Source organism: Sphingosinicella sp. (genome assembly GCF_041916975.1).
GTDB lineage: Bacteria > Pseudomonadota > Alphaproteobacteria > Sphingomonadales > Sphingomonadaceae > Sphingosinicella.
Window position 1 is genome coordinate 3,849,336 of sequence record NZ_JAYRYK010000001.1, and the last position, 12,780, is coordinate 3,862,115.

15 protein-coding genes are annotated in these 12,780 nt (G+C 67.7%); 14 read left to right on the plus strand and 1 reads right to left on the minus strand.

Annotated elements, in window-relative coordinates:
- Nucleotides 1-5: 5 nt before the first annotated feature.
- The 14 genes from ACE3TJ_RS17995 to ACE3TJ_RS18060 all read left to right on the plus strand — a co-directional run bounded on the left by ACE3TJ_RS17995 (nt 6) and on the right by ACE3TJ_RS18060 (nt 12,010).
- Nucleotides 6-770, plus strand: coding sequence for an A24 family peptidase (locus tag ACE3TJ_RS17995; RefSeq protein WP_374598664.1), 765 nt, complete (start codon nt 6-8; stop codon nt 768-770).
- A 95-nt stretch (nt 771-865) separates the two neighbouring features.
- Nucleotides 866-1,654, plus strand: a complete 789-nt coding sequence (locus tag ACE3TJ_RS18000) for a type II secretion system protein N (RefSeq protein WP_374598666.1) — start codon at nt 866-868, stop codon at nt 1,652-1,654.
- Nucleotides 1,651-3,711, plus strand: a complete 2,061-nt coding sequence (gene gspD / locus ACE3TJ_RS18005; RefSeq protein ID WP_374598668.1) for a type II secretion system secretin GspD — start codon at nt 1,651-1,653, stop codon at nt 3,709-3,711. The genes ACE3TJ_RS18000 and gspD overlap by 4 nt, the downstream gene beginning before the upstream one ends.
- Before the next feature lie 5 nt (nt 3,712-3,716).
- Complete coding sequence (gspE, locus tag ACE3TJ_RS18010) at nt 3,717-5,237, plus strand: type II secretion system ATPase GspE (RefSeq protein ID WP_374598670.1); 1,521 nt, start codon at nt 3,717-3,719, stop codon at nt 5,235-5,237.
- Nucleotides 5,224-6,450, plus strand: a complete 1,227-nt coding sequence (gene gspF / locus ACE3TJ_RS18015) for a type II secretion system inner membrane protein GspF (protein ID WP_374598672.1) — start codon at nt 5,224-5,226, stop codon at nt 6,448-6,450. Before gspE ends, gspF begins: the two co-directional genes overlap by 14 nt.
- Nucleotides 6,451-6,458: 8 nt before the next feature.
- Nucleotides 6,459-6,902: a type II secretion system major pseudopilin GspG gene (gene gspG / locus ACE3TJ_RS18020; RefSeq protein WP_374598674.1), complete on the plus strand. Its 444-nt coding sequence runs from the start codon at nt 6,459-6,461 to the stop codon at nt 6,900-6,902.
- Nucleotides 6,874-7,344: a GspH/FimT family pseudopilin gene (locus ACE3TJ_RS18025; protein ID WP_374598676.1), complete on the plus strand. Its 471-nt coding sequence runs from the start codon at nt 6,874-6,876 to the stop codon at nt 7,342-7,344. The genes gspG and ACE3TJ_RS18025 overlap by 29 nt, the downstream gene beginning before the upstream one ends.
- Nucleotides 7,331-7,696, plus strand: coding sequence for a type II secretion system minor pseudopilin GspI (gspI, locus tag ACE3TJ_RS18030; protein ID WP_374598678.1), 366 nt, complete (start codon nt 7,331-7,333; stop codon nt 7,694-7,696). Before ACE3TJ_RS18025 ends, gspI begins: the two co-directional genes overlap by 14 nt.
- A complete protein-coding gene (gene gspJ, locus ACE3TJ_RS18035) occupies nt 7,693-8,301 on the plus strand; it encodes a type II secretion system minor pseudopilin GspJ (RefSeq protein ID WP_374598680.1) in 609 nt (202 codons plus the stop codon). The genes gspI and gspJ overlap by 4 nt, the downstream gene beginning before the upstream one ends.
- On the plus strand, nt 8,298-9,281 hold the full coding sequence (gspK, locus tag ACE3TJ_RS18040) for a type II secretion system minor pseudopilin GspK (RefSeq protein ID WP_374598682.1): 984 nt from the start codon (nt 8,298-8,300) through the stop codon (nt 9,279-9,281). The genes gspJ and gspK overlap by 4 nt, the downstream gene beginning before the upstream one ends.
- Nucleotides 9,278-10,369: a type II secretion system protein GspL gene (gspL, locus tag ACE3TJ_RS18045; RefSeq protein ID WP_374598684.1), complete on the plus strand. Its 1,092-nt coding sequence runs from the start codon at nt 9,278-9,280 to the stop codon at nt 10,367-10,369. The genes gspK and gspL overlap by 4 nt, the downstream gene beginning before the upstream one ends.
- Nucleotides 10,369-10,845, plus strand: coding sequence for a type II secretion system protein GspM (gene gspM, locus ACE3TJ_RS18050; protein WP_374598686.1), 477 nt, complete (start codon nt 10,369-10,371; stop codon nt 10,843-10,845). The genes gspL and gspM overlap by 1 nt, the downstream gene beginning before the upstream one ends.
- A complete protein-coding gene (gspN, locus tag ACE3TJ_RS18055; protein ID WP_374598688.1) occupies nt 10,842-11,549 on the plus strand; it encodes a type II secretion system protein N in 708 nt (235 codons plus the stop codon). Before gspM ends, gspN begins: the two co-directional genes overlap by 4 nt.
- The gene (locus ACE3TJ_RS18060) at nt 11,546-12,010 is read left to right on the plus strand and encodes a hypothetical protein (RefSeq protein WP_374598690.1); all 465 of its coding nucleotides are present in this window, start codon (nt 11,546-11,548) and stop codon (nt 12,008-12,010) included. The genes gspN and ACE3TJ_RS18060 overlap by 4 nt, the downstream gene beginning before the upstream one ends.
- Before the next feature lie 277 nt (nt 12,011-12,287).
- Here ACE3TJ_RS18060 and ACE3TJ_RS18065 read toward each other — a convergent pair whose 3' ends face one another.
- The gene (locus ACE3TJ_RS18065; protein ID WP_374598692.1) at nt 12,288-12,650 is read right to left on the minus strand and encodes a hypothetical protein; all 363 of its coding nucleotides are present in this window, start codon (nt 12,648-12,650) and stop codon (nt 12,288-12,290) included.
- Between the last annotated feature and the right edge of the window lie 130 nt (nt 12,651-12,780).

Genomic DNA, 12,780 nt, shown 5'->3' on the forward strand with positions numbered 1-12,780 from the left:
TCGGATTGCTTCTGGCCTGCGGGTTTCTAGCCGGCGCCATCGTCGGCAGCTTCCTCGCGCTCGTTGCCGAGCGCCTGCCGCAGGGGCGCCCGGTCGTCGGCGGACGCTCGCAGTGCGACGCGTGCGGTCGCACGCTCGGGCCGCTTGAGCTGATCCCCCTGTTTTCCGTCCTCGTGCTGCGCGGCCGATGTCGGGGCTGCGGCGCAGCGATTCTGGCATTTACGTGGATCATGGAACTGCTTGCAGGCCTCGTTGGGCTGCTCGCGGTCTACCTCGCGCGGACGCCCGTGGACCTCGTATGGGCGGCGTTCGGGTGGCTGCTGCTGCTGCTCGCGGCGCTCGATCTCCGGCATTACTGGCTGCCGCAGCGGCTGACGGCGCTCCTCGCGCTGACGGGCGTTGCGGGACTTTTCATTACGCGCGGCGATGTGGCGGCCTCGCTGATCGGCGGCGCGGCCGGGTTTCTTGGCCTTGAAGCGGTGCGCGTCGGCTACCGGCTGTTGAGGGGCCGCGAGGGGATCGGCGGCGGCGACCCCTTGCTGCTCGGCGGCATCGGGCTCTGGATGGGCTGGCAGGCGTTGCCGTTCGTGATGGTTGTCGCCTCGCTCGTCGGCTTCGCGCTCATTGCGCTCTGGAAGCTGCGCGGCGTGGAGGTGGGCGCGGCTACGCGGGTTCCGCTCGGCGCCTGTCTTGCAATTGCGGCGATCGGTGTCTGGGCGGCGGCGGCGCGTGTTCCCATCGTTCCGCTGGCGTTGCTATACGCCTTTTAACAATGTCCCGATATGACACGCGATGGCGCTCGCCGTCATCAAACTGACATGCTAACTCCCTAGCGGGGCGATTTCGTGAAGGCGGGCCGGACGGAATGGGGTTCACTGACAGGCAATGGCTGCAGCGATTGAACGCGCGCAGCCTCGTGGCGGCAGCCCAGATTCTGCTGGCGCTGCTGCTTGCCTTGGCCGTTGCGCGGCTCGTGTGGGCGCTGCTGGTGCCGATCGGTCCGGTGGGCGCGCCGCCGCCCCAGGCACTTGCCGCACGGTCCGATGCCGGTGTGCTCGGCCGATTCGATCCTTTCTTCCAGATGCTTGACGGCGGCGGGCCTACCGTCGTCTCCGACCTCGCCATCGATCTCTACGGCACGCGCGTCGACAACGTCAGCGGGCGCGGATCGGCGATCATTGGCATCGACGGCACGCAGCGCAGCTTCCTTGTGGGCGAGGAGATCATGCCCGGCGTCACGCTGCACAGCGTCGCGTTCGACAGCGTCACGGTGAGCCGGGGCGGTGCGCTCGAGCAGCTGTTCCTCGATCAGTCCGTGCCCGCCCGCGCTGTTTCGCCAGCGCCGGCGCCTGTGGCGGATACGCCGCCGGCACAGGTTCCGCTCGACCGCGTGTCACGGGAGATCACCGGCGAACTCGTGCGCCGCGGCGGCGGGGTGGAAGGCCTCGCGCTGAAACCCGTGGGCAGTGGCGGATTGTTTAACGAAATCGGCTTAGAGGCTGGAGACGTGCTGCTTTCGGTGAACGGCGTCCGAATCGATTCAGAGACGTCGCCCGGGAACATCGCGAACCTCATCGGCGACAACGACGTCGCGGTGCTGGAAATCAGGCGTGGGGCCGAGGTGCAGACTGTGACGTTCGAGATCGTTCGGTGAGGGCGGGCCGCTTCCTGATCGGCGCGGCGCTTGCGCTCGCCTTTGCGGTGCCTGCGCCCGCGCAGCAGGTGATCAACCTGCGCGATGCCGATATCCGCGCCTATATCGAGGATGTGGCGCGCACCACGGGGCGCACGTTCATCATCGACCCGGCCGTACAGGGTAAGGTTTCGGTCGTCGCCGACCGGCCGCTCTCGCGCACGCAGTATTTCGAGGTTTTCCTCTCCACGCTCCGCGCGAACGGCTTCATCGCGATCCCGACGGACGGTGGCGCGTTCCGCATCGCGCCCGCCGCGAACGCCGCGCAGCAGCCGACGCGCGGCGGCAGCAGCAGCTTCGTCACGCAGGTCATCGATCTGAAATCCATCGACACGCAGTCCGCGATCGAGGCGCTGCGCCCGCTCGTGAGCGCGCAGGGCCAGATCACCGCGAGCAAGAGCGGCAGCGCTGTCGTCATCGCCGACTATGCGGACAATCTCGCACGCGTGCGCTCGGTGCTGAAGGAGATCGACCGCGACCGCACGTCGATGCGCCTCATCACGCTCGACAATGCCGGCGCGCGTGAAATCGCTACGGCAATCGAATCGGTGTCGCGCGCGGCGGGTGCCGACGGCGCGGGGGCGGTTTCGGTGATCGCGGTCGACAGTTCGAACAGCGTCATTTTGCGCGGCGATCCCGATGCGGTGGCGCGCATGGCGGCGATCGTCTCTGATCTCGACAAGCGCGCCTCGGCGGGAACGGACATCCAGGTCGTGTTCCTGCAGAACGCCGATGCGGGCGCACTGCTCCCGGTGCTCCAGCAGATCGCCGGGCAGCAGGTGCAGGTGACCGTGGTGAACAGCGCGCCGCAGTCGGGTGAGAACGGGCAGGGCGGGGGGGCGGCGCCCAGCGTTTCCACGACGCCCGCCGGCAGCGCCCCGCCGGGGCCGGGCCGCGCCGTCATCGCGCGCTACGAAGGTGCGAACGCCCTCGTCATCTCGGCGCCGCCCGATGTGCAGCGCTCGCTCAGCGAAGTGATTCGCAAGCTCGACGTGCGGCAGGAGCAGGTGCTCGTCGAGGCGATCATCGTCGAGATTTCGGACAATGCGGCCAAGCAGCTCGGCGTCCAGTTCCTGCTCGCGGGCACGGGCGGCAGCAGCGTTCCGTTCGCTGTCACAAATTATTCAAACAGCGCGCCCAATCTGCTGGCGATTGCAGGGGCCATCGGTGCGCGCGAACTCGATAGAACACAGACCACGACCAGCGACGGCGTCACCACGACGGGCCGTACCTCGTCGACTGCGGGCGATGCGCTTGAACAGGCGGCGGTGCAGTCGCTGCTCGGTGTCTCGGGTTCGCTGTTCGGCTTCGGCGGCGAGATCGGCAACGATGCGCTGTTCGGCGCGGTGATCAACGCCGTGAAATCCGATACCGCCTCCAACGTGCTGTCGACGCCGTCGATCATGACGCTCGACAACCAGGAAGCGAAGATTCTTGTCGGCCAGGAAGTTCCGATGACGACGGGCGAGGCGCTGTCGCCCAACTTCGACAACGCTTTCCGCACGGTGCAGCGGCAGGATGTCGGTGTCCAGTTGCAGGTGAAGCCGCAGATCAACGCCGGCGGTGCCATCAAGCTGTTCCTGCGTCAGGAGGTCTCCTCTATCGCCGGGCCGGTGGCGACGGGGTCTGCCGACCTCATCATCAACAAGCGCGAGATCGAAACGACCGTGACGGTCGACGACGGCGACATCATCGCGCTCGGCGGCCTCATCGACGAGAACGAGCGGCGCACGATCGAAAAGGTGCCGCTGCTTGGTGACATCCCCGTACTCGGCGAGGTCTTCAAAAGCCGGTCGCGCAGCCGCACCAAGACCAACCTGATGGTCTTCATCCGCCCCACCATCGTGCGCAGCCGGCAGGACGCGCAGGCGATCAGCGCCCGCCGCTACAATTACACGCGCGAGATGCAGCGCGAGCGCTACCCGAAGCAGGAACCCTCGCTCGACGCGCTGGTGCGAGACTACATGGGCGCTGCGCCGCCGGTTGCGCCGCAGCCCGCGCGACCGCCGTCGGAGTAGGAACCATGACGGCCGGCGACGCCGCACCGCTGCCTTCCGAACGCCCGATCCAGATTCCCTATGCCTTCGCGAAGCGTTTCGGCGTGATCGTGCTCGAGGATGAAGGCGCGGAGATCGGGGTTGGCCTGCGCGAAGGGGACGATCCGCGTGCACTCACCGAAGTGCGCCGCATCCTTGGCCGCCCGATCGTCGTGCGTTTCGTCCCGCGCCGCGATTTCGAACGTCTGCTGCAGGAACGCTACGCGACCGACGGCCTCAGCGCCGAGCAGGTGTCGGACCGGCTCGGCGAGGTCGGCGACCTCGGCGCGCTCGCCGAGGACATTCCCGCCGCCGAAGACCTTCTCGACACGCAGGACGACGCCCCCGTCATCCGCCTCATCAACGGCGTCATCGCCGAAGCGGTGCGGCAGGGCGCGTCCGATATCCACGTGGAGCCCTACGAGTCCTCGCTGATCGTTCGCCTGCGCGTCGATGGCGTGCTGCGCGAGGCGCTGCGCCTGCCCGCGAAAGTCGCGCCGCTCGTCGTCAGCCGCATCAAGGTGATGGCGCGCCTCGACATCGCCGAGCGCCGCCTGCCGCAGGACGGGCGCATCGGGCTCTCGCTCGGCGGACGCGCGCTCGACGTGCGTGTTTCGACATTGCCCTCGCGCCACGGCGAGCGCGTGGTGCTGCGTATCCTCGACAAGGAACAGGCCGAACTCGGCCTCGAAGACCTTGGGATGCCTGCCGATCTGCTCCGCATCGTCTCCGATGCGCTGAAGGAACCGCACGGCATCATCCTCGTCACCGGTCCCACCGGATCGGGCAAGACGACGACGCTCTATTCGGGCCTCCGCCTGCTGAACGACGGCACGCGCAATATTCTCACCGTCGAAGACCCGATCGAATACGCGATCGACGGCGTCGGGCAGACACAGGTGAACACCAAGGTCGGCATGACCTTCGCGGGTGGCCTGCGCGCCATCCTCCGGCAAGACCCGGACGTCGTGATGGTCGGCGAAATCCGCGATTCCGAAACGGCGGACATCGCCGTGCAGGCCTCGCTCACCGGCCACCTCGTGCTCTCCACGGTTCACACCAACGATGCCGTCGGCGCGATCACGCGCCTCAAGGATCTTGGCGTCGAAACCTTCCTGCTGGCCTCGTCGCTGCGCCTCGTCGTCGCGCAGCGGCTGGTGCGGCGGCTGTGCAGCGTCTGTTCGCAGCCCGTTCAGGCGAGCGCCGCCGATGCCGCCCCATTGGGGCTCGATGCGGGCGTCGTCATCCGCCATGCAGTCGGCTGCCCCTCGTGCGCCAACACCGGTTTCCGCGGCCGTATCGGCGTCTACGAGGCGGTACGCATCGACGAAGATATCCGCCAGCTTATCCTGTCGGGTGCCGACGAGGCGGTGATCGCGCGGCAGGCGTTCGGCCGCGCGCCGAACCTCGCGGCGGCTGTGCGGCGTCTCGTCGTCGACGGCAAGACCACGGTTGAAGAGGCGGTGCGGATCATGCGCCGGGATTCGGCGGTCGATGCCGACCTTTGATTATCTCGCGCTCGACACCGCGGGCCGCGAGCGCACGGGAACGCTGACCGCCGCCAGCGAGGGCGACGCGCGCGCGCTCCTCGAACGCCGCAAACTGCTCCCTGTGCGCCTCGGTGCCGCCGCTGCGGAGGCGCGCACCGCACCGGCACCTACGCTCAGCGCCGGTTTCGGTCGTCGCAAGCTGTCCGCCAAGGCGCTCACGCTGTTCACGCGCCAGCTCGCGACACTCATCTCGGTGTCGCCGCTCGAAGAGGCGCTGCGCTCGATCGCCATGCAGTCCGAACAGAAGCGCGTCGCCGATGTGGTCTGGCGCGTGCACGGCGGCGTCGTCGAAGGCCGCCGCCTCGCCGACGCGATGGCGCTCGAATCCGCGAGCTTCCCGCCGCTCTACCGCGCGATGGTCGCGGCGGGCGAAGGTTCGGGGGGCATGACCGAGATTCTCGAACGCCTCGCCGATCTCCACGAGCGACAGGCGGAAGTGCGCGGCAAAATCCTCACCGCGCTCGCCTATCCTGCGATGCTCGCGCTCGTCGCGCTGCTCATCGTCATCGGCATGATGACCTACGTGATCCCCAAGGTCGTCGAGCAGTTCAACGACATGGGGCAGGAATTGCCGCTGCTCACGCGCATCGTCATCGGCATTTCGGATTTCATGACAAGCTACGGCCTCATCGTGCTCGCGCTGATCGGCATCGGCGTCGTGGTCTTCGGGCGCATGATGCAGCGCGAGGATTTTCACCTGAAGGTCGATCGCCGGCTGCTCGGGATTCCCCTCATCGGCCGTCTGCTCCGCGACCTTCATGCCGCACGCCTTGCGCGCACGCTTTCCACGATGGTCGACAACGGGATGCCGCTGCTCGACGGCCTCGCCGTCACCTCGCGCACCATCCGCAACCGCGTGCTGCGCGGCGCGACCGAGGACATGGTGGAATCGATCCGCGAGGGCGGCAGCCTTTCCGGCTCGATGCGCCGCACCGGCATCTTCCCGCCGCTTCTCGTCCACATGACCGCATCGGGTGAATCGAGCGGCAAGCTCGCGCAGATGCTCGGCCGCGCAGCCGACTACATGGAACGTGAGTTCGACGCCTTCACCAAAAGCGCGCTCAGCCTGCTCGAACCGCTCATCATCGTGATCATGGGCGGCGTGATCGCGACAATCGTGCTATCCATCCTGCTGCCGATCCTGCAGCTCGATACCATTGCCATCAAGTGAGGTTCCCCGTGCAGACGCCCGAACAGAAGAAGAAACGCGAAGACGGATTCACGCTCGTGGAGCTGATGGTCGTGCTCGCCATCATCGGTCTGCTCACGACGTTCGTGGTCATCAACGTGCTGCCGAGCCAGGACCGCGCGATGGTGGAAAAGGCGCGCGCAGATATCGCGCTGATCGGTCAGGCGATGGAGATGTACCGCATCGACAACATGACCTACCCGCGCACCGAGGACGGCCTGCAGGCGCTCGTGACGCCGCCCGCCACGCTGGCACGGCCGGATCGTTATCGCAGCGGCGGCTATCTCCAGCGGCTTCCGGCAGACCCGTGGGGCAATCCCTATCAGTACGCGTTCCCCGGCACGAACGGCCGCTTCGACATTTTTTCGTTCGGCGCGGACGGCAAGCCGGGCGGGGAAGGGGATGATGCCGATCTCGGCAACTGGCAGAATTAGCGCCGAGCGCGGCTTCACCCTCGTCGAGATGATGGTGGTGCTGGCGATCGTCGGCCTGATGGCGGCGGTCGTGGTGGTGAACCTGCCATCTTCGGAATCGACGCTGGCGCGCGAGAGCGAGCGGCTTGCCGCGCGGCTGCTCGCGGCGCGCGATCATGCCATTCTGGCGAACCGAGAAACCTCCGCGATCCTCGATGCGCGCGGCTACCGTTTCGTCGAGCGGCAGGGCAAGACATGGAAGCCGCTTGCCGACGAACCGCTTGGCGAGGCGGCGTGGCGCGGCGGCACAACGCCTGCGCTCCCCGAAAACGGCGAGCTTCGCGTCAGCTTCGACAGCGTCGGCATGAGCGAGGCGCAGGCGCTGACGCTGATGAACGATGATCGCCGCAGCGTCGTGCGCGTGCTCGGCTCAGGCGAGGTGAGGGTCGATGCGGGGGCGTGAGGACGGCTTCACGCTGATCGAGGTCATGGTCGCGATGGCCGTGCTCGGGCTTGCCGTGCTCGCGCTCATCCGTCTCGGTGCTGCCAACGCGATGACGGCGGGACGCGTCGAAGACGTGCTGCTCGCCGACATCGTCGCCGAAAACGCGATCGTTGACGCGCTCACGCAGCCAGAGCCGCCGCCCCTTGGCGAAACCAGCGGCACGGTGGTGAACGCCGGCGTGAACTGGAGCGTGACGCGGCAAGTCGCGCGCACCGAAAACGCGCGCCTCATCCGCATTTCCGTCGCCGTGCGCGGCCCCGGCGGCGCGGCGGGCGATCTCACCGCCTTCCGGGGCGTCGCCGCGCCGTGAGGAACGGCTTCACCCTCGTCGAGACGCTGGTCGCGCTCTTCGTCTTCTCGCTGCTCGCGGCGGCGGCGGTCGTCGTGCTCGGCAACTCCGCCGACGCGCAGCTTCGCCTGTCGGACGTGTCGACGTCGGTGCAGGATTTCCAACGCCTGCGCGCCGCGCTCCGCGCCGATCTCGCGCAGGCCGCCGAGCGTATGCCGCGCGGCGAGGCGGGGGAGGCGCGTCCGGCATTCGAAGGCGCCGACGGCAACGGGCGCCTGTTCGCCTTCGTGCGGCGTGGCTGGGAAAACCCCGGCGGTGCGCCGCGCGCCTCGCTGCAATATGTCGAATACCGGCTCGAAAACGATGCCATCGTGCGCCGCGCCCGGCCGATGGTGGACGGTGCGGCGTTCGGCGAACCCGCGGTGCTGGCGAAGGGCGTAAGCGCAGTCGATGTCGCCTACCGCGCCGCGCCGGATCCGACGCCGGGCGCGGTCGCAACCGCCGATTGGCGCGCGGCATGGGATCCGCTGCAGCCGAGCATCCTGCCGCTCGCCGTCCGCATCGATGCAACCACGGCGCGCTTCGGCGTCGTGCGCCAGCTTTTCCTCACGCAGGTGCCGCTATGAAGCGGCGTATGCGCGAGCGCGGCATGGCGCTGCTCACCGTGCTGATGCTGGTGGCGGTGATGGGCGCGCTCACCGCGACCGCGCTCGAAACCATCAACCGCTCAGTGCGCATGGCGGGCAACAGCCGCGTCGCCATGCAGGCGCGCTACACCGTGCTCGGCGCCGAAGTGATGGCGCTCGAACGCATCGCCGCGCTCGTCAGCACGGCAGGCGAACAATTGCCCACCGGTTGGAGCGGCCGCGAATTCGTGTTCCCGACGCCCGACAAGACCGGAACCATCCGCGCCCGCGTCTCCGATGGCGGCAACTGCTTCAACCTCAACAGCGTCGCGGACGGCGGCTCCCCCACAACACTGCGCGCCCGCCCGCGCGGCATCGCGCAGTTCACGGCACTGATGACGACGCTCGGCATTTCCGAATCCGAGGCGCGCCGCGCCGCCTTCACGCTCGCGGACTGGATCGACGCGGATTCGTCGCCGCTCCCCCTCGGCGGCGAGGACGAGGCCTACACGCGGCTATCCCCCGCCTATCGCACGGGAAATACGATGCTCGCCGAGGTCAGCGAACTGCGCGCGGTTGCGGGGATCACGCCGGAAATCTATGAAGTCGTGAGACCTTGGGTATGCGCCTTGCCGACAACTGAACTTTCACCGATCAACGTCAACACGCTCGAAGCGGCCCAGGCGCCGCTTCTGACGATGATCATGCCTGGGCGGCTCACGCCCGATGCGGCGCGTCAGGTGATGGCGGGTCGTCCCGCGGGCGGCTGGACCGACGTTCTCGATTTCTGGGAGCATCCCGTGCTTGCGGCGCTGTCGCCGTCGAGCGAGGAGCTGGATCAGGTGAAGCTCACCTCGCGCTGGTTCGCGCTTGAGATCGATATGGATGCAGCGGGCTACACGCTCACCGAAACCGCGCTGCTCGATGTCTCGCGCAATCGCACGCGCGTTGTCGAGCGCCGCTGGACGGTCGAGGAATGAGCCGGCGCCTCTTCGTCCTGCTCCCCGCCTCGGGGACGGCACTGCGCTGGCGGACGCAGGGCGAGGACGGGCGTACGCTCGCCTCCGGGCTGCTCGTCGATGATGCAGAGGCGCAGATCGACGAGGATACGCGCGTTACCGCCATCGTGCCGGGCAGCGCCGTGTCGCTGCACTGGGCGGAGCTTGCCGCTGCATCCGCCGCGCAGGCCGCCGCCGCGGCGCGTCACCTCGCTGCCGATTTCGTCGCTGCGCCCATCGCCGATCAGCATGTCGCAGCGGCGGAGACGGCAGACGCCGAGGGCCGGCGCCTGATCGGTATCGTCGACAAAACCGTGATGGAGGGCTGGCTCGCCGCGCTCGCGCACCACAAACTCGATCCCGATGAAATGGTGCCCACGCCACTGCTGCTGCCGGTCGTCGAGGATGCTGTCAGCACGCTTCGCGCGGGGGACATGCTGCTCGTGCGTGCGCCCGATCTTGCGCTCGAGACCGAGCCTGCGCTCGCCGAGATGCTGATTGGTGGCCGGCCGCTGCGGCCGATCCTTCGCGATATTCTTGATCTTCCCACCTATCCGGAAACGCCGCTCAATCTTCGGCAGGGGGCATTTCGCAAGGCGGCTGCACGTGCGGTCAGCCGCGCGGACATTCGGCGTATGGCGCTTCTTGCGGCGGGTATCGTGGCGGCGTGGCTCGGGGCAGATCTCGCGCTTGCACTCCGTCACCACTTCGCGGCGAATGCGCTGGAGGCGGAAATGAATACGCTCGCGGCGAAGGCGCTGCCGGGTGTGGCGATCACCGATCCGGCGCTTCAGCTTCAGCAGCGCTATGCCGCGTCCGCGTCCGGCGGCGGCTTCACCGGCATGGCGGCGTCGCTGTTCGGCGCGTTGCAGGCGAGCGGCACGATCCGGCTCGAATCGCTGCGCTATGAGCCGACGGGCGCGATGCGTGCCACACTGATCGCGCCGATGGGCGCTACGGTCGATCCCGTGAAGCAGCGCATGGCGGCGGACGGGCTGAACCTTGTCGAGGGCGCCTCGCGCAGCGGCGACAACGGCCAGCGTATCGATGTCGAGGTGTCGCGCCTGTGATGCAAACAGCGTTAACATGGTGGCACGGTCGCGACGCGCGCGAACAGCGACTGCTTGGCGTCCTTGCCGCCCTCGTTCTCGCGATGCTGTTCTGGCTCGCGATTCTGCGGCCACTCGCGGCGTTCCGCGAGAGTGCGGCTGAACGTCACGACCGTATCGCGGCCCAGATGCCGTCGGTGCGTGCGGCGGCTGCGGGGATTGCCGCGGAGGGGGGAGTGCCGGCCAGCGAAGACGGGCGAGCGGTGCGCGACATCGTCGCCGCCTCGGCAAGCGCGGCGGGGCTCGAATTTACCTCGATACAGCCCGAAGATGGCGGCGGCGTGCGCGTCGGCATCGCGGCGGTGAAGCCGAGCTTCCTGTTCGGTTGGATCGCGGGGCTCGAAAAAGACGGCGTCGTCGCCGATCGCGTGCTCGTGCAGCGCAACGATGATTCGACCGTCTCGGCCGAGATCGGTTTTACGGACGGCCCGGCATGACGGTGCTTCCGGCCCGCAGGCTTGTCGTGGTGTTCGCTGCGGCGCTGATTCTGTTCTTGCTGATCCTGTTCCCGCTGGCGTTTGCGCTCTCGTTGTCGCCGCTTCCGGCGCAGGGGTTCCACGCGCGCAGCGTTTCGGGATCGATCTGGTCAGGCCACGCTGCGGGTGCGGGGTTTGGCAGCGCTTCACTTGGCGATCTGCGCTTGTCGCTGTCGCCGCTTGCGCTTCTCACCGGGGAGGCGCGTTTCCGTTTCGCGCCGGAAGCGGAAGGGCCCGCACCCGTGGGCGCGCTTGTCGCTGCGCGCGGCGCCTTCGCTGCGGAGGACGTCACTGCCGCCATTCCGATGCCGCCGCTCGTGCCGGGCGTCGCCGCGACGCTTTCGCTTCAGGATTTCAGCGTCGCCTTCGCGGACAAGGCCTGCAGCACCGCTTCAGGCGCGGTCACTGCCGATGTTCGGATGGAGGGAGCTGGCATGTCGATCGCGGGCACCGCGACCTGCGCTGATGGGCGCCTGCTGCTGCCGCTTACAGGGCGTACCCCGGCGGGCGATGCCAGCCTCTTCGTCCATGTCGCAGGCGACGCCGGCTACACATACGAGATCAAGGTCGCGGGTGCGCCCGCGACTGATGCCGGTCTCCTCGCCGCGGGTTTCGTGCGCGAAGGCGGCAATCTCGTGCTGCGCGGAGAAGGCCGCCTGCAATGAAGCGCGCCGTGATTCTGCTCGGTACGCTGGCCGCTGCGTCCTGCGGCGGCGCGGGCGGCCCGGCACCGCGTCCACTTGCGACCAGTATTTCCGCCGAGCGTCCGCTTGCCGAGTTGCCGCAGCAGGAGCTTCAGCTGGGCCAGTGCGGCATGGCGCTCTGGCAGCGTACCGAACCTGCGCGCCGCGTCGCCTTTGTTCTGGATGAGCCGGCGACGATCCGCATCGTCGATGACAGCAAGGTCATCGTGCTCGCGCGCACGGCGTCGGAAGGCGATCCCATCGTCCGCCACGCCTCCGTTCAGCGCTTCGCGGGCGCCGGGCACAGCATCACCATCGATGTTCGCATCGAGCAGCGCGAAGGCCTGCTTGCGGGCGCCATCATTCCCGAAGGCACGCTGACCTGGCAGTCGGCGCGCGGTTCGGTCGTGCTTCCGGTGTTCGGCCTGATCGGCTGCCGCTAGAGCCTGTTCTGTTTAGTTTGAGGCGTCGTGACGGAGCGGAAATGGGTGCATGGGTAGGAGCGAGGAGGGAGTGATGCAGACGCATCGTGATCGACGAGCGACGCCCCCATGCGCCCATTTCCGCCCGCCGCTTCGCGGCCCGCGTTACCGCGCCCGCCGGACGGCGTCGCGCGGTTTGCGCGTAGCTCTGCTACGCGCCGCACCACGCTCCTTGCCGGACGAACACGGAAACGCAATCACGATGCCTCAAACTGAACAGGACAGGCTCTAACCGCGTTTAGTTGCGAGCGGCGGTCGCTGTCGTCTGCAGTGCGGACTTTGCGACTGCATGTGCCGAGACGACGCTGCCGTCCGAAAGCACGAGCTGCATGTCGTCTTCCTCCAGAACCTTCGCATAAAGGTCGCGTGCGGCGAGATCGCGCTCGGTCACACGATAGATCTGCGCGAGGTTGAGCAGGCGGGCGGGGTCTTCCGCGTTCGTGTGCATCAGCTGTGCTTCAGCCTTCTGCCAGTCACCCTTTGTCATCGCCGCATAGCCGAGCGAGCCCGGCGCGTAGCCGATTTCGGCCTGCTGGGTGGGCGACGTGGTGCAGCCGGCAAGGAGAGCGGCGGCGGTGGCGGCGGCAAACGCAAGTTTCATGGCAACACTCCCTCGGTACTGGTTCCTAGGCTCCGGCGACTCAGGAACCCCTCTTTGCTCGAACATTACAATTTTGTGACAGTCTCGTAAATGAATTATTACAGTTTTGTGACAGTGCGCGACCGAGGCT

Excerpts from the sequence above, each read along its gene's own strand:
- gspN (WP_374598688.1), top strand. The coding sequence starts at position 10,842 with ATGACGGTGCTTCCGGCCCGCAGGCTTGTCGTGGTGTTCGCTGCGGCG.
- ACE3TJ_RS18000 (WP_374598666.1), top strand. The coding sequence starts at position 866 with ATGGGGTTCACTGACAGGCAATGGCTGCAGCGATTGAACGCGCGCAGC.
- gspE (WP_374598670.1), top strand. The coding sequence starts at position 3,717 with ATGACGGCCGGCGACGCCGCACCGCTGCCTTCCGAACGCCCGATCCAG.
- gspK (WP_374598682.1), top strand. The coding sequence starts at position 8,298 with ATGAAGCGGCGTATGCGCGAGCGCGGCATGGCGCTGCTCACCGTGCTG.
- gspL (WP_374598684.1), top strand. The coding sequence starts at position 9,278 with ATGAGCCGGCGCCTCTTCGTCCTGCTCCCCGCCTCGGGGACGGCACTG.
- gspM (WP_374598686.1), top strand. The coding sequence starts at position 10,369 with ATGCAAACAGCGTTAACATGGTGGCACGGTCGCGACGCGCGCGAACAG.
- ACE3TJ_RS18025 (WP_374598676.1), top strand. The coding sequence starts at position 6,874 with ATGCCGATCTCGGCAACTGGCAGAATTAGCGCCGAGCGCGGCTTCACC.
- gspI (WP_374598678.1), top strand. The coding sequence starts at position 7,331 with ATGCGGGGGCGTGAGGACGGCTTCACGCTGATCGAGGTCATGGTCGCG.
- ACE3TJ_RS18065 (WP_374598692.1), bottom strand. The coding sequence starts at position 12,650 with ATGAAACTTGCGTTTGCCGCCGCCACCGCCGCCGCTCTCCTTGCCGGC.
- ACE3TJ_RS18060 (WP_374598690.1), top strand. The coding sequence starts at position 11,546 with ATGAAGCGCGCCGTGATTCTGCTCGGTACGCTGGCCGCTGCGTCCTGC.
- gspF (WP_374598672.1), top strand. The coding sequence starts at position 5,224 with ATGCCGACCTTTGATTATCTCGCGCTCGACACCGCGGGCCGCGAGCGC.